Origin of the sequence: Vibrio sp. Vb1980 (genome assembly GCF_033338615.1) — a bacterium.
Classification (GTDB): Bacteria; Pseudomonadota; Gammaproteobacteria; order Enterobacterales; family Vibrionaceae; genus Vibrio; species Vibrio alginolyticus.
Window position 1 is genome coordinate 276,226 of sequence record NZ_JAWOSZ010000004.1, and the last position, 18,836, is coordinate 295,061.

The following is an 18,836-nucleotide window of genomic DNA, read 5'->3' on the forward strand; positions in this document are numbered from 1 at the left end:
CTTATCAATTATGTTGTCTTAATGGGCGTGAGAGTGGGAAGAAGAGTCTGACAGAATGATTTGTTTCCAGCCGAAATCGTGGCGTTTAGCTAGATCGCTTAGTCCCTCCACATTTAACGAACGGCTAGAATCATTAAACCAAATATCAGCTAGAGAACTGCGGCTATCCAACAGCATGGAAGCAGAGCCTTGGGCACTGGTCTTCACGCCAATGTAGACACCGTCATCAATTCGTTGCCACTGATGAGAACCTTTACGCTTCCAGTTTTGGTCTTTCACGAAAGGAGCAATCCAAAGAGCCTCCATATCAGATATCTCAGGCCAAGTTCCGGTATCTAACTGCAAATCACGAATCTCTTCATGAGCGAGCTTAAGTTCAGCGATCAACCCCAACTCGTTTTGATGTAAATCCGTGATTAACACTTGATGAGACTGCATGTCTGGCTTTTCAGTCGCGACCTGATGGTAGGGCATAAGTATGGCTGCTGAACTGAGAATCGCTGCGATTGTCAGTGCGACCCACTTTCCTTCTCGGTTACCATCATCAGGGCGAACTTTCTTTACACTCATTTCTCTTTCAGCTCAACGATATCCACTTCCACCGGGCTTTCATGTCCGGCATCAAATACCAAATAGAAATCTGTTTCAGGGTGAGTAAATTCTGCGATGGAACGCTTATCTGTTTTTTCTTTGGCGATCAGATTGTCGTCGTAATCGTACATTTCGACATCGTAGTCGACCGCTGTCGATCCATCCGAGTAGCCCGCTTCACAAATCACTTTATCTTGCGCCAAGTGACAGCTCATCAGAGGAAAATGTGCAGCAGCGTGAAAGGACGCAAATCCAGAAAAAAGCAAAACCGCTTTTAGAAGAGAAGTGTTATTCATGATAATTCCAAAATGGCCCAGCAATTGCTGAGCCTAATTCGATTAGTTAAGTTGAGTTTCAAACGTAAGGTGAACATTGGCACTCGCTTTATCCGCCAATGGATTATCTTTCAATTCACCTTTGTAGTTCGCTTTCATTAAGTAGCGCCCGGCGACTTCTGGCGTGAAGATCACTTTGCCATCTTTATCGCTCACCACATCGATTTGTTCTTGATGGTTTCGGTACATGGTCCCTTCACGTGTAATCTCAGCAGTAACGCCCTCTTGTGGCTCTCCGTTAAAGAAAAACTGGAAAGTCACAGGCTCACCTTCAATGATGTCCGATGGATGCGTGATCGGTTTCATCTCCAGCATTTTGCCTTCAATCTCCAACGCTTTGTCCGTTGGCATACCAACCGTAATGTAGCTTTCTGCTCGGGTGTAACTTAGTTGAGTAACCACATCACGCGCTTGCTCGGGAAGCACATCACCACGCTCAGCTTTGCTTGCTCGCGCCCATTTCACCGTATCACGACGGCCCGCTTTGTATTGTGTGTAGTAGCTCGGCTGATTATTAATCGCAACTTTGTGCGTGCCTTCTTCTGTAAAAAAGAAATCAAACATAGAGCGACGCTTGCCACGAACAACAAAGTTAGGACGCTCAGAGCGGCCATCCGGCATCACCACAAATGCCTGGTCACTACCCGCAGGCTTATCAAAAACAAACGTTCCGTGAGAGGCAGTAACATCAAATGTCAGCCAGTCACCGCCTTCTTTAGAAACCGTAAAGTGAGAGGGCAGAACCCAACGTGGATGTGCTTGTGCGGTGGTGGTTACAGCCAATCCCATTGCCATTACACTCGCCAATGCCACTGTTTTCATTTTGGTTTTCATTGTTGTGTCCTTTAATCACTTAACTTGATAATTGACGGTGATGACACCCGTCTCTTGTGTTGGTTTAAGCTCATAGCGCACGTCACTGTCCGCTAGCGTTATTTTTTGACGTAAGTAGTTTCGCCCACCGTGTTCACGAACGACCTCGACGTACAACGTGTAATTTCCTTGTTCCAAACGCTTCCCTGCGTCATTGGTTCCATCCCAGACAAAGCGGTATTGACCAGCAGGACGTGTTGCAGAAGTCACCGCATCAACAAGTTCACGATCATAACGACCCGCTTTTCTCCACCAGCTGCGTAGATCTTTTAACCATTCGTCTTTCCCTACCCATAACTGAATGGTTTTAACCGGTTTACGCTGATCGTTTTCAACCCAAACCGCCACATAAGGGCGTGCATACATTGAGGTATCTATCTTTGGAAGTTCGAGTTCGAAGTCGACCTTCGCGTTATCTGGTATAGGCGCCGCGGAAAGAGAGAAAGGAGCAAAAGCCGCGATCAAAGCGGCTTTACAAAAGTGATTACGGCGGAAAAATCTTCCTGTGTTCAACATCAGCCGCACCAGTAGTCATATCAATAAAGACCGTAGCGTTATAACCCGGGCCTTTAAAATCCATAGAAAGCTCTCCGAGTAACAACTCACCTTGCTCAACTTCGGTATACACATCTAGTGCGGAAGGAGTGCCGCGAAGCTCGGTTTCTTTAGTCAAGAAAGCCACCAGTTCTTCACGATTAGGTTGAAAGGTATCTGAATGTGAGAATAGAACTGAGTGCGGAACCGTCAGAGTATGTTGTTGAATGATAGGTTCACTGCGTTCAAACAATTCGGGGCGATTGAGGGTAATACCAGTTACTGCAAAAAACAGCGTAACTAAGAGAAGAGCCATCGAAATATAGATATGTAGGCGGCGAGCCCAAGTTTGAACACCTTTGCTTTTAAGCAACATAGAAACAATCATCACCAATAAATGTGGGGCATAATTTAGGTGATAATCATTCGTATTGGCATTTAATTTACATTGTTTACTTTTTCAATTCAGCTTGGCTTGCACATGTTTTAGCTATTTGGCCCAATGCGAGTTACCGATTGCCTACCTTTTAGATAATAATCATCTCAATTAAAATAACTAAAAGTTAAACCACTTCCTCAGTTCGCAAAAATGACATAGATCTCATATAAACGTAGGTTACTATGTTCTTTTAACCTAATTACTTTCGGTGTAAAACATGAATAAATGTCCTGCGATCATCGGTATTGTATTTGATGAAAAGAGTTTGAAAGCTATCGATAGAATAAATGAATTACATGAATTAGAGAGATCGGCCAAAGTATTTATTAGCTAGGGTAACCTTTGGAGTATTTTTGGAGGAAACTCCCTGAAGGGGACAGCGAGTAGTGGCCTATCTAAAGCAATTACTGCTATTCCCGCCAAACCAGGATGGGAAACCGCTAAAAATGTTAGCATTGGATTAGGAAGAGGAATTTCTTCTGATGCAAGCCAAACTGCTTGGAGTATATCACAAGCTAATTGGGAGTATTACTTCAAATCATATAGTGCCTTAGATCAGATCAAGCTGAGAGAAATCGAAAAAATCGCCACTTTCCAAGCACTTGATCATGTACACGATAGCAAGCAATATAGATTTTGGAAAGCGATCTCAGATGGATGTAAAATATGAACAAGAACGCTGTAATAATACTCTTATCATTTTTCTCAAGTGTCGCTTTAGCAAATGCAAAATTTGAAGACAGTTTATTTAAAAATGTAAGCCAATCTATTGATAATTATGGTGCTAAGATAAAGCAGTGTGAATCTATGGCAAAACAGAATACGCCTGACAAAAAAATCCTAGAGTATTCAAAGAACCATATAGAAGCATTAACTCCTGTTCTGCCTTTTTTAAGCGAAAAAGCTTTTGAAGCTTGTGTCTTAAAAGAGAAACAAGAACTAGCATATCACTTATTAATAGCAAAAAATAACGCTTCAAGAACCTCAACATTAAAGCTTGTAGAATCGACTGAAAGCCTTACTTTTCATATCGAACCTACATCTATAGAAAAGTTTGAAACACTGAGCAAAGTACATCAAGAATATATAGAGAAAAAACCCTTTTTCTCCCGACCATTTGATGCGTTAGCCTTTTATGAAAAACTCATGCAGTAAATAGCCTTTATGACTTTAGACAAAAAAATACCCGAGACTGAGCTCGGGTATTTAATAAAAATGTTCGCTATGAGTTCTGCGTCGATTCTACTTTGCGTAGCTGAGATAGATACTTAACCCAACTTTTTGCCTGATTCGATGGCTTAATCTCATTCGCTCTTTTGGCATTAGCGAGCGCATCGTCAAACCGCTTAAGTTTGTAGTAAGCGCGAGTTTTGATAAGTGCAACATCCGCTTTACGACCTCTGACATTATCGAGCGCGGCAATGGCATCTTTATAATGGCCTTCTTGCACCAGCAGTTGAGAATAGTTCCAGTAATACTGCCTATCTAGCTGAGCTGCAATACGCCAGCTATCAATAGACTCTTCCCACTCTTTTGCCATTTGCCAATACGTTGCTTGCTGAGCTTTTAGCTTACTATTCGAGTTTACATCCTCTAGCTCGTTCATCACCAATGCAGCTCTCTCAGGAATACCTCGTTTCGCGTACAATTGTGCCAGCAGCTTTAAGTCATCTTGGCTAAGTTGTAACCCTTTCAGTTTTGCCAACGCCAAAGAGTCTAGGGCACGTTTGTTGTCATCAACCCGTAGATATAGAGCAACAAGCTGACGCCACCATTCAATTCGCTCAGGTTCAATCACTATTAAGCGTTTGATGGTCGAGATTGCCGGCTTCCACTTTTTCAGTTCTAGCTCAGCAGAAAGCTTTATCGACAATGCGCCAAGCTTGTCTGGCTGACCAAACTTCTCATAACGAGCCATTGCTGAAAGCACTTTTTGCCACTGACTCAGTTGATAATGAGATTGGGAAATACGCAGCCATAGTTCATGCGCTTTTTGACCTTTAGGAATGTTTTTGCTCAAGGCATAGTAATGAGGTAAAGCCTTAGAAAAACGTTGCTCGTTCAGCAGTATATCAGCCAACATTTTTCGGGTTTGCCATGCTTGCTCATCTTGTAGCAAACCACTATTGACTGCCAACTCAAGTTGCTTAATCGCCGCTTGAGTTTGCTCGTTCTGCCAGTAAAAAATACCCAACATTCGAGCGACATAAGCTTGGTCATATCCACGAGAAAGCTCCATAGCTTCAAGAGATGAAATCGCTTCTTTTAGTTTCTCCTCTTGAGCCAAGTTGTGTGCTCGTTGAACTCTCGCTGCGGTGTATTGGCTTAACTCACTGGCAATGGTTGAGAGTGCACTCAGGCTTAATACCGTACCGATTAAGAATTTTTTCATCATTTGGCTAACTTGAACTCCACTTTAGCGGTTTGTCCGAACTGCTCAATTGACACACCATCCTCAACTTTTGGCTGATACTTCCATTTTTTAAGCGCACGGATTGCTTCCCTTTCAAACATGCGCTCGGGCTCAGCCTCGATCACTTCAATATCTTTTGGTCGTCCAGTTGCATCGATCGTGAAACGCATAATGACATAACCTTCCACTCTACGTTTCAGCGCCTTACTTGGATAACGAGGATCAACACGATACAACGGCAGTGCTTGCTGGTTGCCCATTGTTCCCTTCAAGTTTGGAGCGCTAATCGCGATGCCTTCAAGGGCTGTGTTTAAACCTAAAGCACTGACTGGCGTCATCTGACTCATTGGTTCCATTTGAGTGTCAGCTTGAGACAGATCCATTGGCTCCGGCGCTTGAGGTGGTTCTGGTTGCTCCGGCACTGAACGTTGACGACGCTGCACGTCTGCTTCATTCTCTACCATCACCATATCAAAACGAACGGCTTCTGAAGCTTCTGGTGCACGCTGGTTGCCTTTATCAACCATCCACGCCATAAAGCTAAACAAGCTCACAGAAATTAACAGTGATGCTGGTAGTGCAAGTAACAGCCTGCCCATTAAGGTTTCTCCGCCGCCAATGCAATGTTCTTCACACCCGCCGCCTTTGCAGCGTCCATCACTTTCACGACAGTGCCATTGTAAGCATGCTCGTCAGCTTGGATAACTAACGAGGCATCAGGTTGATCAAGTAACAGGTGCTCAATAGAGGCCTCAACACGCTCAATATCAACCACTCGTTTGTCAATGTACACATCATTCGCTGCCGTTACTGCGATAAAAATGCCCGCGTCTTTTTGACTTACTACATTAGAAGCCTGGGGGCGATTCACTTCTACACCGGATTCACGTACAAACGAACTGGTCACAATGAAGAAGATCAACATGATGAAGACGATATCAAGCATCGAGGTTAAATCGACTTGAGCTTCATCTTGTTGGTTAGGTCTGCGTCCGAGTCTCACTTTTGACTCCTTAAAGATTGTTCTAACTGGATAGCTTTTCGTTCACACACTTTGCTAAGGCGAGCATGAATAAACATGCCCGCAAGCGCTGCTACCATACCTGCCATGGTTGGCAGCGTAGCAAGTGAGATACCAGAAGCCATCAATTTCGGATTGCTGCTGCCTTGCGATGCCATTACGTCAAACACCGTAATCATGCCTGTCACCGTCCCTAACAACCCTAGCATTGGGCAAACCGCCACAAGTAGCTTAATAGTCGATAGGTTTTGGCGTAGTTCGATTTGCGCTTTTGCAATCCATCCTTCACGGATTTGATGCGCGTACCAAGAGTGGTGCTCTGATCTTGCGTGCCACTGCTCACAAAGCTGTTTTTTTACCCCAGGGAAAACCGTTGTGAGATAAATAACTCGCTCCATAACCAACAGCCAGCACACCGCCACGACGGCGGCCAGCCACCATAGGATTTGACCACCTTGCTGCATAAAGCTCATCAAGGTTGTGGCCCAATCCTCACTGATCAAACCCAATGTGCTGAGTAGGATCTGCTCCATTACGCTGCGTTCTCCGCTAAGGTGTTAGAGTGACTTTTGTTATTCGGCATATCACGCTCAGCTTGTTCTGCAACTAAACCGATGCCTTGTTTTTCTAAGATACTGCGAATATTTTCTGCTTGAGAGCTCAATACGTTGTGCGCTAATAGCAAAGGCATGGCTGAAACAAGGCCAAGTACGGTAGTCACAAGTGCCATCGAAATGCCACCCGCCATTACTTTCGGATCACCATTACCAAATTGAGTGATGACTTGGAAGGTTTCGATCATACCCGTTACCGTGCCTAGTAGGCCAAGCATAGGAGCTAGAGCAGCAAGAAGCTTAAGCATCGACAACCCTTTTTCTAGGTGGGTTTGCTCATCAACAACGGCTTCCAAAAGACGTAGTTCTAACGCTTCTACGCTGCGATGCTTGTCTTTCTGGTATACCGCAAGCACGCGACCCAAAGGGTTGTTTCCTGGCTGCGCTGGGGTTTTCAGTTGCTTCATGATTTTCTGGCGCGAAATCATCAGAGATGCACCACGTACGAGCGCAATCAATAGGCCGATAGCCAATAAACCAAGGATGATTTTGCCGACAACGCCACCCGCATTTAGGCGATCAGCCAAAGTCGGTGAGTTTGCGAGCTGCTCAAGAAGAATGCCACGTGACGGATCTATGACAAGCGCATCAATGTCACCAGAGGAAATAGTATTCGCTGTTGGACCGCTTTCAGGCTGACGAAGATAGTTTACCGCATCTCCGCGTTGACCATTCCACTTAACGTAGCCAGTGTCATCCAGCAGCGCCATAGAACCAAGACGAACACCACTAACCGTTTGTTCACGACCCTCGCCATTTAGCAGTGTGAAAGAGACGTTTGCCATTTCACCGCTTGCTTTGATTTGTTCTTCCATGCTGCGCCACATCGCCTGAAGTTGGGTCAACGTTGGCAGTGATTTAGCCGCAACAATAGCATCGATATCTTTCTGATATGAGTTTGCATCTACACCGGTTACTGAGCTTTTTAGCTCAGACTCTAGCTCTTTTGCGTTCTGGCGAACGACGCCAAATAACTCACCTAGGCTCCCGGTTTCTAGACGCAACTTTTCTTCTAGCTGTGCCAGTTCTGCTTCATTTTCACCGAAGGTAACACTTAATGAGTCCGCCTCTGCTTGAAGAGCAGCACGCTCTGCCACCAATTTATTCTTTATAGCCTGTAGGTCTTGCTCTGTTTGCTTAAAACCTGATTCACGCGCGACATTGTGCGATTGCTGTTGACGATTTTCTTGCTGCGCCTTTTGTAACAACGCATCACTAGCAAAAGTTGTATAAGGCATTAATGCGGCTGTCGAGATTAATGCAACCGATAACCATTTTTTCATCATTTATTTGCCCTCCGCAGCGGTTAACGACACTGGTAGAGTTAACATGCTCGGCGCGATCTGTTTATTCGCCATAGCGAACGCTTTGTCTAGCTCTGATTTTTGCTCAGAACCCACTTGTTGCCATGCTTGTTGTTGCTGTGACCAGCTCCAAAATGTGTCACCAGATAAGCTACGCGCTACCAAAGACAAACGCCCTAAATAGAGAATGTCCGCCTCCACAGCTTCATTGTCACCTAGGTTAATCTTGCCTTGGTAAACGCCAAGCTTGGTGCCGTAATCCATTTCAATTTGGTACGCTTCTAAAATACGACGAAACTTCTCTGCATCCGCAACGTCTGCACGCGTCATCATGGAATCCAGCTTTGCAATTCGCTCCTCACGTTGCGCTTTGCGTATAGGCTTGTCGTTAGCGACGAGCACTTTTAAGCCCTCAAGCATGTGATACATCAAAGGCACGACACCTTGACGAGTTTGAGCAATCTGCTCAATTTGCTCGTTCAAGCTATCAACTTCTTGATTTTGACTTTCAACAAGGCTTGCAAGATGATCGCGATAAATCTTCAAGTTACCGACTTCCTCTTGCAGCTGCTCAATTTCAGCTTCTAGAGTAAGTGATTTTTCTGCGCTTGCATCAATACGTTTTTGGCTTACCGCCGACGACTGGTTTGTTTTACTCTGCACAGCTTGTGCATCGTTTAAGTTCGCCGCGTGAGCGGGAATCAAAACCGATGATATCAACAGAGCGATACTTGATTTCATTAGATTCATACGAGTTATATTTCTGTGTTCCAAAAACGACCAAAGGGGAAGACTACCCTTCCCCTTTAATAATCAAATTGTTATCAGTACTTGAACTGGATTGTTGCCATGTAGTTGCGGCCTTCTCCAACCACAACCCCACTCGCACCTTTTTGCTCGCCATTCGTGCTACCACCACCTGCGAAGTAGTCGGTATCGAATAAATTCTCGACATTGAATCGAGCAATAATATCCAAGTTTTCATCGTACTTATGTTTGTATGACACGCCCATATCAACGCGAGCGTAGCCATCTTTCTTGAAGGTGTTCTTTGCATCACCGTAGCGATCACCTTCATAAATCAAACCAAGGTTTAAGTTAGTGTTGTCTTGAACCTTGTAGCTAGACCATAGACTTGCCGAGAACTCTGGCACGTCTACAGGGCGGTTACCTTCATATCTTTCTGCCTTCTTAAGCTCTGCATCCAAATACATTGCAGAAGCGGTTAGCGACAACTCTGGGGTCACAAAACCTTGAGCCATTAACTCAGCGCCTTTGTGAACTTGCTCACCACCTTGCGTTTTCTTGTGTAGGAGATTGCCGCCCGCGTCTTTGCCGCTTTCAACATCCAGCGAGATGTTCTCTAACGTGATATCAAACACAGCACCAGATACAAATAAACGCTGATCAAACAGTTCCCACTTCGTACCGATTTCATAAGAGATACCACGCTCAGCGTCGAGTTTCTCACCTTCATTGATGTAGGTACGACTACCGTTGCTGACTTCACCTTGAGGCATGAAGCTTTCAGAATACTGAACGTAAACCGAGCCATTCGTCGATGGGTGGAATATCACACCTAACTTTGGAGAAACTTGGTTTTCGGTCAGTTCATCATCACGCTTTTCGTCATAACGAACACCTGCAAGCACTTGCCAGTAATCATTAATCGTCATCATATTTTGCGCGTAGATACCCCAAGTATCGTACTCAGCTGTTGGTGATTTCCTCGAACTACTATAGCTAGGCTTAGGCACCGTTTCTCCTGGCGCAATACTCGCCTCATTATGAAATGCCATAAAGCGATCATAACTGTAATCTAAGTAGTTAGCGCCCACTAACAACGTGTTTTCCGTACCGAACAAAGTAAAGTCCGTCGTCACATCTATATATGCAGTATCAAATACCCAATTATCGGAGCGATCGTTGCCTCGATGCTTAATCGTATTTAACTCTTCATACTGATCAAACTTAGGGTAAGACTCTACATCAAAACGCTTAAAGTCTTGGCGGTTGTAACCTGCTTTTACGTTCACGTTATCCGTGACTTGCGCATTAATATCGACACCGTAGTTTTCTACTTCGTTATCAATTTCAGACCACTGCGCATCCCAAATGTACTTATCACCGCGAACCGCTTTGCCATCAACAATGTATGCGCCAGAGTCCACGCTACCGTCGTCTTTCGTGCGATCGTAATGAGCCGATACCATAAAGTTGTCGGTGATATCGTACTCAACCACTAGGCCAGCTACCGTACGATCTGTTTTAGGCTCAGTGCCATCACCGTACCTGCGCCAAGAGCCGTAGCTTTCTTTGGCAAAAATTGCGCGCGCTCGCAGTGTCTCTGCATCATTTAGCGCGCCACTCACATCAAGCACAGTGCGTGAGTGATCATTCGAACCTAGATCTTGACTCAAACTTGCTTGTGTTTGAGTTGTTGGTTTTTTCGAAACCATGTTTACCAAACCACCCGGCTCAGATTTACCGTATAGCAGACCTGATGGACCTTTAAGCACTTCAACACGCTCTAAAAGCTCAATTGGCTGACGGTAGTGTGACCAGTGTTGACGACCATCACGAAGAAAACCGTCTGAACTGCTAAGTTCAAAACCACGTAGAGAGAAACGTTCGCGGTTACGGCTTGTACCACCCGCGCTAACACTTGCATCGTTACGTAGCACTTCACCAAGTGTACTTGCACGCTGCTCATCAATTACCGTTTCATCGATAACCGCTACTTGTCCCGGCGTTTCCAGCTGCGTCATTTCCATGCGCATTGCTGTACTGTTTGTATCTGCCTTGTAGCCGAACTCTCGACCTTCTACAACTACATGTTCGTCTGTTTGAACTTCCGCCACTGCAGGTGTTGCTAACACTGCACCGATCACTAACGCCAAATGGCTCTTAGTAAACATATCCTTTCACTCCGATTATTATTTTTCGGGTCACATACTTGTTGAATGCGATTCCCTCTTAATTATTTCGCGGGTGAATATAAGTGATAAGTATTACCATTTGCATTAAATTTACATTCTTTGCATTTGCAAACTTTTGTAAAGTACTCTCTGATGATGCGCCATGATAATGTGACATTAATCACAAAAAATACAACTTAATCATACTTATTGTTTGAACACTAAAGTAACCCTCAAACCACCTTGCTCACGGTTTTTCGCCGTGACTGCTCCACCCATAATACGCATGGATTCTTTGACAATCGCAAGACCTAAACCGTAGCCACCAAGCTTTTTATCTCTAGAAGCATCTAAGCGTGTAAACGGATCAAAAATATCGACCAGCTTGTTCTCTGGAATACCAGGCCCATTATCAGATACTGACATGGTGGTGAATTGCTGCCCTTCTTTGACATAATTTTCCAGAGAAACTTCTATCTGAGATGCTTGTCCTGAATATTTAATGGCATTACCAATAAGATTGTTCAAACAACGAATGACCAGCGTTTCTTCACAAATGGCTTTAGCACATACAGCTTCTGAGCGGAAAGACAACGTCTGTTCTGACTTCAAATCTATTTTGCAACGTTCTACTTGCGGGGAGAGCAAAACTTCTAAATCACAGCGTTTCGTGGCTTTGTCGAAGCGCGCATTTTCCAAGCGACTGAACTCCAATATATCGCTGATCAAATGGTTTAGCTCTTTTGCTTCATCTTCTAGCCTTGTCACTAGGCTTTGCTCACTTTCTCCAACACGCTTTCGCAAAAGATGCAGAACCAAGTTCTGCCTCGCTAACGGCGTTCTCAATTCGTGAGAGACATCTCTTATAAGCAGTCGCTGCTTTTCAGCGAGAGAATGAATCTGTTGCGTCATGTGATCGAAGTCTTGCGCTAACTCGTTAAACTCACGCGTGCTCGACTTCAGCTCTTTCACGACACTAACATTAAAATCGCCATTAGATAGCTTTTTGCTTGCTTCTCTCAATCGATCCAATGGTTGCTGTAAGTTACGTGCCATTAGCAGCGAAAAGAGCGCCAAAATAACCACTGCAATCACGACTTTGAGAATAGAGAAATACAGAATGAAGTCATTTGCAGGGTGCAGTCGATGTGGCAATTGAATCACTAAAGTATTGCCATGAACTAAAGGAATATTGATGATGGGGCGATTCACTTTCCCCTCAAGTTGATCATCGATGCTTCTCTTAAATTGAAGTTTGAACTCGAAGTGCGGATGCATCAGACGGTGCGTAACTGGTTGCTGATGTTCATTCAACACAAATAAATAAAAGTTTTGCGCATTTGCCCAGTCAGCAAGTTCGTCCATGTCTCCGTGCTCAATCAATACGTTAGCTTGATGTGCAAGGTCTAGCATTTCTTCTCGCACACTATCGGGCACTTTCAACATGGCTTTCACCAGAGCTTGTTCCGCTAAGGATTGCACGACCAAAATGCTAATGACAATTGCGGTCATGCAACTAAATAACTTGAACGCTAAGCTGTCTTTACGTTTTGCAATAAAAGGTGGACACCGGAGCTTCATTAACGGTTTACAGCCTCTAAATAACTGTAACCTTTGCCACGGAAGGTTTTGATATGTTGCTTGGAAAGCCCCGCCTCAACTAACTTGCGACGTATGTTACTGATGTGCATATCAAGGTTGCGATCAAAAGGACTCAGCTCTTTCTTTAACACTTCAGTTTGAAGCTCTGCTTTTGAAATCACGACTCCTTGGTTTTTTACCAAGTAGCTCAATAGTTCAGCTTCCGTACTTGTGAGGGGTAAGCTATTAAGCTGGTCACTGATCGTTTGAACGGTACTACACATCGTCTGACGTTGACGTTCCAAGCCAACACGACGAAGAATCGCTTTGATGCGCATTAGAAGCTCAGCGACATTAAAAGGCTTTCCGATATACTGATCGGCCCCCGCTTGGTAACCATCAAGCATCGAGTTTTCATCGTTGAGAGCGGTAAGCATTAGAATAGGTGTCGCGAAGCGCTGACAGATCCTACGAGCAACTTGCATGCCGTTAAGGTTTGGTAACATGACATCAAGCAATACAAGATCTACAGGCGTTTTTTCCATATATTGCAGCGCACTTTCACCGCAATGCACAGAAGATACGATGTAGCCCTCCTCTTGCAAAACCGCTTCTAACAGCTCACACAAAGGAACGTCATCATCGACTATCAAAACTCGTGACATTACCACTCACCATTCAAATAAAAATGGTTCGCATTTTATTACTCATTTACCAATTAAACAACTACACACTCTAAGGCTTTAAGTCCACAGGACTCAGTCCAAGAAGCAGCAACGTACTATTAGAGTTTAATGTTCACTTGTACTAAAGGTTCCTAACAATATGCACCTAGATATATCTTCATAGAAAAAACGAGTACAATCTGGCAACCGCAAAGCAAAAGATAAAGCGAATGGAAACGTTATTAATTGGTCACCGTGGCGTGGCAGGTTCATACCCTGAGAATACAAAAATAAGCATTCAAGCAGCCATTGACCTGGGATTAAAGTGGGTGGAAGTGGATATACAACCTACCAAAGATAATGTTTTAGTGGTTTGCCATGATCATACCGTCAATCGATGCAGCAATGGACAAGGGCGTGTTGATGAGCTCACCCTGGAAGAGTTAAAAGCATTAGATTTCGGTAGTTGGTTTAGCACAGACTTTTCAGGCGAGAAGATCTTGACACTAGATGAACTGCTCACTTTAGCTACTGAGAATAAGCTTAACTTGAATATCGAAGTTAAAGTAGACAACCATCCAGCGGAAGAAGTGGTGCAGACTCTCGCCAATGCGTTAGCAAAAAGTCCAATGCCGCAAGAGAATGTACTCCTATCGAGCTTTAGTCATGACGTCATTAGAGCGATGCACAAATACTGCAGTGGCTACCGATTGGGTGTGTTAAGTGAATTCTTTACGAGAAAAGATAAACGCCTTTTGGAAGAAGTTAGTGCCTATAGCTGCAACCTAAACATTAACTGGGTTCGTACTCGCCAGATAAACAAACTCCAACAAGCCGGTTACAAAGTGATGTGCTATACGGTGAACAATCCAAATAAACTGAAATACCTACCTCAATTAGACGGTATTTTTAGTGATCATCCACAGCGCTTTATGCCATAGCCTATAAGAGCCAGAACATTAAAGGGGACCTTTTATTACCACTCAATCTGAATTGGTGTCCCCATCTCGACAAGCTGGATAAATTCATCCATCTCCTCGTTGGTAATCGCAATACACCCATTAGTCCAATCAAAACTTTGGATGTAAATCGGCAACTGACTCTCACCGTTTTTTAAGCCATGAATTTTGATGTTCCCTCCAGGGGAGACACCTCGGCGCTTCGCTTCCAACGCATCAATCGCATCAGGGTAACTGATATGCACAGAACGATAAAAAGCAGAGTCCTCTATAACATAATCTAAAGTGTATTCGCCCTCTGGCGTGCGATTGTCTCCCTCTTCTTGTTTATGTCCTTGAGGGTTCGCTCCTAAAGCAATTCGGTATTCTTTTAGCACTGCTCCTTGTTCCATCAAATACATTCGACGCTTAGACTTGTCGACTTTAACGAGGTCAACAGCTGCGTGAGTGCCAGAAGCAAACATACAACACAAGAACATAGAGCACCATTTTACTGACATTGTCGTAACGCCTAAGCTAATAAAGTGAACAAGAAAAGAGCGATAATGCTAGTCAGTTAATGCTCGTAAAGCAAACAGTATCTAATGCGGAACCGTAAGATAGCACTCGCTGAAAGGCGTACTTCTTATTGTTATTTGATACAACAAAAGTCAAAGAGAAGATTTCTCTATTCATTGCGGCTAAGTTGCATTACTTTATAAGCATATTTATTTATAAAGTCCGCACTTTTTGAGAGGGAACCATGATTAACATTGCTTTTTTTAGTGCAAAATCCTACGACGAAGCCTCTTTTAATAAAATTAAAAATAACCGCGATTTTGAATTTCACTATCACGACTTCCGACTAACCGAAAAAACAGCCAAGATGGCGCACGGCAGTGATGTTGTATGTGCGTTCGTTAATGATGATCTTTCAGCTCCCGTTCTTAAACAGCTTTCTCTAGGCGGGACCAAGCTTATTGCTATGCGCTGCGCGGGATTTGATAAAGTTGATCAACAAGCAGCCAAAGAACTAGGCTTACAAGTGGTTCGAGTTCCTGCTTACTCACCAGAAGCAGTGGCAGAGCACACGGTTGGTTTAATGATGTGTCTAAACCGCCGTCTTCACAAGGCCTACCAACGGACACGTGACGCCAACTTCTCGCTAGAAGGTCTTGTTGGCTTTAACTTTTTCGGAAAAACCGTTGGTGTTATTGGTACGGGTAAGATTGGTATCGCGACGATGCGTATCTTCAAAGGGCTTGGCATGGAACTGCTTTGCTACGACCCCTACGAAAATCCATTAGCACTAGAAATGGGAGCCCGTTACTGTTCGCTTGAAGAAATCTACGCTAATGCGGATGTTATCTCTCTCCATTGTCCAATGAGTGAAGAAAACTATCACTTATTGAACGAAAAAGCCTTCGCGCAAATGAAAGATGGTGTAATGATCATTAACACCAGTCGAGGCGAGTTGCTAGATTCACTAGCGGCGATAGAAGCGTTGAAACAAGGTAAGATTGGTGCGCTTGGCCTAGACGTGTATGACAATGAAAAAGACTTATTCTTCCAAGATAAATCTAACGATGTCATTGTAGATGATGTTTTCCGCCGTTTATCGGCTTGTCATAACGTGCTGTTTACTGGCCACCAAGCATTCTTGACTCACGAAGCACTTAATAATATTGCCTCTGTGACGCTTGATAACGTCGAAGCCTTTTTCTCTGGTAACGTATCGGGCAATGAACTGATTAACTAAAGCCAGACAATCGAGAAGTATAGTAGAGCGTGTGATCTCAGCTATGCTATACTTCTCGACTATTTAAAATTTGAGCCAAATTACCATGAGCATAAAAACTGATATTCAAAAGCTGCACAACCGTTTAGATACATGCCAACGTAAACTTGATGCGGCACGTTCTCGTGGTGATCACGAAATGATTACAAAGTTCACGGATGAAGTAGAACAGCTAACCAAAAAGCTTAACCAGTTAAAGCATAAGCAAAACTATGAGCTGAACAAAGAACGTAAAAGCTTACTTGATATGCCATTCTCTCGTGAAATCACCAAAGCAGAACAAGCGGACATCGGCAAACTGAAAAAACGCGTACGCGGCTTAGTAATCGTTCACCCATTAACAAAAGTTGGTAAAGAACTTCGCCTTGATGTGATGACAGGCTTTGCGCCAAAAGAGTTTTAAAACTCGCATTAACATTTATGGAGCCCAAGCATTTGCTTGGGCTTTTTATTTTGTACTGCTTCATTAGATTTCATCGACATATCAATCCATAAGCTATTAAAAAGGCCAGCGACAAAAGCCACTGACCTATTTCGACCAATATCGTCCGCATTACACCTCAACGCTACGACAGTTGCTGCAACTTGTGCTCCACAACGGGATCATTCGGAACCAGCTGCTGAGCGACTTCCAAAAGCTGTACTGCATCTTGCGGGTTGTCATACTCATGCTTAAGTGCAATATCAACAAGTGGCTGAATATCGATTTGCGCTTGATGCTCCTTCACATGTTCTTTCTTTTCTTCAATTAGTACATTATGAGCGGTACTCAGTAAGTTTAAACGATGCTGCGAGCTCGCATTCGCCTTGTTAAGGCACTGATAGTAATCTTCTTTTAAGCGCAGCGTTTTGGTCTGATGACGAAACTGCGCTATATCTATCTTCTGATAACGTATAAAGTCTACGGCCACTTGCTTATAAAAACCGAATTTATTCAAATACGTCGCGTGGGTACCATGTCCCATCCCGAAGACTCTTAAGTGAGTGAGCTCTGGGTAGCGTTTGGCGTGAAGGCGGTCGATTTCATTAGTTGGATCATAAATGATATAGCCTTTTGCATCGCCAAGGTCGAGGTCGTGATACTTTCCTTCCCAATCAAATTGTTGGGCAAGTTCAGTACTTGGCCTATCATCCCATGGCACCAAAACTTTGTTTTTTGTGCTGACCGGGTGAAACATCAATACTTGATCCAACTTTAATAGATTAGAAAAGGCACCAATAGCAAAACCACCGCGGCTAAGCCCATAACCTAAACGACATTCAAAAGGCTCAAGTAAAGTTGATAGCTGCTCTAGAAAGAAAATCAAATTACGGCTGCGAAACCAGTTACTTTTCCCAAGATGCTGAAATGAAATAATATTTACTTTTTGTTTCTGGGCTAAGCGATAACCCCAAGGCGCAAAATCTGAGTGTAAGTCCTGTACTTGTAGATTCGTACCAGCAGGGGAAAAGGTGAACAACAACGGTTTATTGCGGTCGACAAACTCATACTTAACAAATACATCATCAAGTAAGTCCTCCCCGGACATCGGTAGCCTGGTTTGCTGTTCTTCACGAGAAAGAGCCAGCCATTCATCCAACCAGTACAGTAACTTCATTAATCCTCCATCTAAATTGCGCCTAGCAATTGTGTTAAAAATCTAGTTTTTAGTGTGTGATCATCCCCCCCTGGTTACAGGGGACTCTGATATCAGTCCTCTTTTAAAACAAAGCGTGAATTTGCTTATTAAATTGGTCAATATCTAAGGTTTGATGGCGAACAAACTCCTGCGCCACCAGATTAAAAAATTCTAATTTATCTAATTGTGTGGATTGAGTGCCGTGTCCCATACCGACGACTTTTAAATGGGTAAGCTCTGGATAACGTTCAGCATGAAGACGATCAATGCGATTGGATGGGTCATAAATAATATAACCTTTGGCATTGCCCAAATCTCGATCATGGTAGCCGCTTTCCCAAGCAAACTGCTGAGCAAGCTCAGTACTCGGCCGATCATCCCAAGGCACTAACGCTTTATTTTTAGTGCTAACAGGATAAAACAACAAAAGATGTTCTAGTTTCAGCAAGTTAGCGAACGCGCCAATTGCAAAGCCACCTCGACTTTGCCCATAACCCAAACGACATTTGAAGGGATGAAGCAACTCAGATAGCTGCTCCAGAAAGAAAATCAAATTCCGACTACGGAACCAATTACTTTGTCCTAAATGTTGAAAGGCAATAATGTTTACTTGTTGTTGTATTCCGAGCTCGTAGCCCCAAGGAGAAAAATCCGGAGTTAAATCTTGTACCTGCACATCAGTACCGGAAGGAGAAAATGTAAACAACAATGGCTTGTTAAGATCGACGAGTTCATACTTCACAAACACATCATCAAGTAAATCGTAGCCAGAGATAGGTAAAGCCATCTCTTGTTCTTGTTGAGTAAGAGCTTGCCATTCATCTAACCAGTAAAGTAGCTTCATTTTTTCTCCAAGTGCATCCGCAGTATTTAGACTGGAACTCTATCAAAATGCGTTTAAGCATCCCACGTTGAGACTTAAGAAAGCTCTATTTGAAGCCCAAATGAGACGTATGGAAATGTCTTCGATTGAAGGTATTACTGCGTAAACTAAACCCAAAGTAGGTACGCAAAAACTTGGAGAAAGAGCTAGAGAAAAATCAATTAGAAGTTTCGATAACAGCGGTTAAAAAACAGCAGATACAAAAAAACCGCTGTAAGAACAGCGGTTTTTTTTAAAAGTGGCGGAGAGATAGGGATTTGAACCCTAGATACGCTATTAACGTATGCCGGTTTTCAAGACCGGTGCTTTC

Annotated in this window: 20 protein-coding genes and 1 pseudogene; 4 read left to right on the forward strand and 17 right to left on the reverse strand. The window is 43.7% G+C overall.

Annotated elements, in window-relative coordinates; genetic code table 11:
- Positions 1–18 precede the first annotated feature (18 nt).
- From R7F64_RS10200 to R7F64_RS10220, 5 genes and pseudogenes are all read right to left on the reverse strand, one after another.
- Positions 19–570: a DUF6162 family protein gene (locus tag R7F64_RS10200; protein WP_054729635.1), complete on the reverse strand. Its 552-nt coding sequence runs from the start codon at positions 568–570 to the stop codon at positions 19–21.
- Positions 567–887, reverse strand: a complete 321-nt coding sequence (locus R7F64_RS10205) for a hypothetical protein (protein ID WP_005374251.1) — start codon at positions 885–887, stop codon at positions 567–569. The genes R7F64_RS10200 and R7F64_RS10205 overlap by 4 nt, the downstream gene beginning before the upstream one ends.
- Positions 888–929: 42 nt before the next feature.
- Positions 930–1,760, reverse strand: coding sequence for a DUF4198 domain-containing protein (locus R7F64_RS10210; RefSeq protein WP_203345257.1), 831 nt, complete (start codon positions 1,758–1,760; stop codon positions 930–932).
- Positions 1,761–1,775: 15 nt separating this feature from the next.
- Positions 1,776–2,315, reverse strand: a complete 540-nt coding sequence (locus tag R7F64_RS10215) for a DUF2271 domain-containing protein (protein WP_053349400.1) — start codon at positions 2,313–2,315, stop codon at positions 1,776–1,778.
- A pseudogene (locus R7F64_RS10220) lies at positions 2,308–2,709 on the reverse strand (PepSY-associated TM helix domain-containing protein); the annotation flags it as partial. The gene R7F64_RS10215 and the pseudogene R7F64_RS10220, both read right to left, overlap by 8 nt.
- A 729-nt stretch (positions 2,710–3,438) precedes the next feature.
- Here R7F64_RS10220 and R7F64_RS10225 point away from each other — a divergent pair.
- A complete protein-coding gene (locus R7F64_RS10225) occupies positions 3,439–3,927 on the forward strand; it encodes a hypothetical protein (RefSeq protein ID WP_054576197.1) in 489 nt (162 codons plus the stop codon).
- 67 nt (positions 3,928–3,994) lie between these two features.
- Here the strand turns inward: R7F64_RS10225 and R7F64_RS10230 are convergent, their stop codons facing one another.
- From R7F64_RS10230 to R7F64_RS10270, 9 genes are all read right to left on the reverse strand, one after another.
- Complete coding sequence (locus tag R7F64_RS10230; RefSeq protein ID WP_005374255.1) at positions 3,995–5,167, reverse strand: tetratricopeptide repeat protein; 1,173 nt, start codon at positions 5,165–5,167, stop codon at positions 3,995–3,997.
- Positions 5,164–5,784, reverse strand: a complete 621-nt coding sequence (locus tag R7F64_RS10235) for an energy transducer TonB (protein ID WP_005374256.1) — start codon at positions 5,782–5,784, stop codon at positions 5,164–5,166. Before R7F64_RS10235 ends, R7F64_RS10230 begins: the two co-directional genes overlap by 4 nt.
- Positions 5,784–6,188, reverse strand: coding sequence for an ExbD/TolR family protein (locus tag R7F64_RS10240; RefSeq protein ID WP_005374257.1), 405 nt, complete (start codon positions 6,186–6,188; stop codon positions 5,784–5,786). The genes R7F64_RS10235 and R7F64_RS10240 overlap by 1 nt, the downstream gene beginning before the upstream one ends.
- On the reverse strand, positions 6,185–6,739 hold the full coding sequence (locus tag R7F64_RS10245) for a MotA/TolQ/ExbB proton channel family protein (RefSeq protein ID WP_017819708.1): 555 nt from the start codon (positions 6,737–6,739) through the stop codon (positions 6,185–6,187). Before R7F64_RS10245 ends, R7F64_RS10240 begins: the two co-directional genes overlap by 4 nt.
- The gene (locus R7F64_RS10250; RefSeq protein WP_042523423.1) at positions 6,739–8,106 is read right to left on the reverse strand and encodes a MotA/TolQ/ExbB proton channel family protein; all 1,368 of its coding nucleotides are present in this window, start codon (positions 8,104–8,106) and stop codon (positions 6,739–6,741) included. The genes R7F64_RS10245 and R7F64_RS10250 overlap by 1 nt, the downstream gene beginning before the upstream one ends.
- Positions 8,107–8,874: a DUF3450 domain-containing protein gene (locus R7F64_RS10255; protein WP_005374260.1), complete on the reverse strand. Its 768-nt coding sequence runs from the start codon at positions 8,872–8,874 to the stop codon at positions 8,107–8,109.
- Between the two features lie 74 nt (positions 8,875–8,948).
- Positions 8,949–11,042, reverse strand: coding sequence for a TonB-dependent siderophore receptor (locus R7F64_RS10260; protein WP_054729623.1), 2,094 nt, complete (start codon positions 11,040–11,042; stop codon positions 8,949–8,951).
- Between the two features lie 207 nt (positions 11,043–11,249).
- Positions 11,250–12,623, reverse strand: a complete 1,374-nt coding sequence (locus R7F64_RS10265; RefSeq protein ID WP_064369509.1) for a sensor histidine kinase — start codon at positions 12,621–12,623, stop codon at positions 11,250–11,252.
- The gene (locus R7F64_RS10270; RefSeq protein WP_005386018.1) at positions 12,623–13,288 is read right to left on the reverse strand and encodes a response regulator transcription factor; all 666 of its coding nucleotides are present in this window, start codon (positions 13,286–13,288) and stop codon (positions 12,623–12,625) included. The genes R7F64_RS10265 and R7F64_RS10270 overlap by 1 nt, the downstream gene beginning before the upstream one ends.
- Before the next feature lie 230 nt (positions 13,289–13,518).
- Here R7F64_RS10270 and R7F64_RS10275 point away from each other — a divergent pair, with 230 nt between their 5' ends.
- The gene (locus tag R7F64_RS10275; protein WP_053350831.1) at positions 13,519–14,229 is read left to right on the forward strand and encodes a glycerophosphodiester phosphodiesterase family protein; all 711 of its coding nucleotides are present in this window, start codon (positions 13,519–13,521) and stop codon (positions 14,227–14,229) included.
- Between the two features lie 35 nt (positions 14,230–14,264).
- Here R7F64_RS10275 and R7F64_RS10280 read toward each other — a convergent pair whose 3' ends face one another.
- Positions 14,265–14,747 carry a L,D-transpeptidase family protein gene (locus R7F64_RS10280; protein WP_047102844.1) on the reverse strand — a complete coding sequence of 161 codons (483 nt, stop codon included), beginning with the start codon at positions 14,745–14,747 and terminating at the stop codon, positions 14,265–14,267.
- 242 nt (positions 14,748–14,989) lie between these two features.
- On the opposite strand from R7F64_RS10280, the gene R7F64_RS10285 reads away from it, so the two are divergent.
- A complete protein-coding gene (locus R7F64_RS10285; protein WP_033906222.1) occupies positions 14,990–15,985 on the forward strand; it encodes a 2-hydroxyacid dehydrogenase in 996 nt (331 codons plus the stop codon).
- An 85-nt stretch (positions 15,986–16,070) separates the two neighbouring features.
- Positions 16,071–16,427, forward strand: coding sequence for a YibL family ribosome-associated protein (locus tag R7F64_RS10290; protein WP_005374274.1), 357 nt, complete (start codon positions 16,071–16,073; stop codon positions 16,425–16,427).
- A 163-nt stretch (positions 16,428–16,590) separates the two neighbouring features.
- Here the strand turns inward: R7F64_RS10290 and R7F64_RS10295 are convergent, their stop codons facing one another.
- The gene (locus tag R7F64_RS10295) at positions 16,591–17,622 is read right to left on the reverse strand and encodes a hypothetical protein (protein WP_005374275.1); all 1,032 of its coding nucleotides are present in this window, start codon (positions 17,620–17,622) and stop codon (positions 16,591–16,593) included.
- Positions 17,623–17,725: 103 nt separating this feature from the next.
- Entirely contained in the window at positions 17,726–18,487 is a 762-nt protein-coding gene (locus R7F64_RS10300; protein WP_005374276.1) for a hypothetical protein, read from the reverse strand.
- Positions 18,488–18,836 lie beyond the last annotated feature (349 nt).

Coding starts and splice junctions, on each gene's coding strand:
- R7F64_RS10270 (WP_005386018.1), bottom strand. CDS start 13,288: ATGTCACGAGTTTTGATAGTCGATGATGACGTTCCTTTGTGTGAGCTG.
- R7F64_RS10210 (WP_203345257.1), bottom strand. CDS start 1,760: ATGAAAACCAAAATGAAAACAGTGGCATTGGCGAGTGTAATGGCAATG.
- R7F64_RS10205 (WP_005374251.1), bottom strand. CDS start 887: ATGAATAACACTTCTCTTCTAAAAGCGGTTTTGCTTTTTTCTGGATTT.
- R7F64_RS10255 (WP_005374260.1), bottom strand. CDS start 8,874: ATGAATCTAATGAAATCAAGTATCGCTCTGTTGATATCATCGGTTTTG.
- R7F64_RS10245 (WP_017819708.1), bottom strand. CDS start 6,739: ATGGAGCAGATCCTACTCAGCACATTGGGTTTGATCAGTGAGGATTGG.
- R7F64_RS10250 (WP_042523423.1), bottom strand. CDS start 8,106: ATGATGAAAAAATGGTTATCGGTTGCATTAATCTCGACAGCCGCATTA.
- R7F64_RS10215 (WP_053349400.1), bottom strand. CDS start 2,315: ATGTTGAACACAGGAAGATTTTTCCGCCGTAATCACTTTTGTAAAGCC.
- R7F64_RS10295 (WP_005374275.1), bottom strand. CDS start 17,622: ATGAAGTTACTGTACTGGTTGGATGAATGGCTGGCTCTTTCTCGTGAA.
- R7F64_RS10285 (WP_033906222.1), top strand. CDS start 14,990: ATGATTAACATTGCTTTTTTTAGTGCAAAATCCTACGACGAAGCCTCT.
- R7F64_RS10235 (WP_005374256.1), bottom strand. CDS start 5,784: ATGGGCAGGCTGTTACTTGCACTACCAGCATCACTGTTAATTTCTGTG.
- R7F64_RS10260 (WP_054729623.1), bottom strand. CDS start 11,042: ATGTTTACTAAGAGCCATTTGGCGTTAGTGATCGGTGCAGTGTTAGCA.
- R7F64_RS10280 (WP_047102844.1), bottom strand. CDS start 14,747: ATGTCAGTAAAATGGTGCTCTATGTTCTTGTGTTGTATGTTTGCTTCT.
- R7F64_RS10200 (WP_054729635.1), bottom strand. CDS start 570: ATGAGTGTAAAGAAAGTTCGCCCTGATGATGGTAACCGAGAAGGAAAG.
- R7F64_RS10225 (WP_054576197.1), top strand. CDS start 3,439: ATGAACAAGAACGCTGTAATAATACTCTTATCATTTTTCTCAAGTGTC.
- R7F64_RS10275 (WP_053350831.1), top strand. CDS start 13,519: ATGGAAACGTTATTAATTGGTCACCGTGGCGTGGCAGGTTCATACCCT.
- R7F64_RS10290 (WP_005374274.1), top strand. CDS start 16,071: ATGAGCATAAAAACTGATATTCAAAAGCTGCACAACCGTTTAGATACA.
- R7F64_RS10230 (WP_005374255.1), bottom strand. CDS start 5,167: ATGATGAAAAAATTCTTAATCGGTACGGTATTAAGCCTGAGTGCACTC.
- R7F64_RS10265 (WP_064369509.1), bottom strand. CDS start 12,623: ATGAAGCTCCGGTGTCCACCTTTTATTGCAAAACGTAAAGACAGCTTA.
- R7F64_RS10300 (WP_005374276.1), bottom strand. CDS start 18,487: ATGAAGCTACTTTACTGGTTAGATGAATGGCAAGCTCTTACTCAACAA.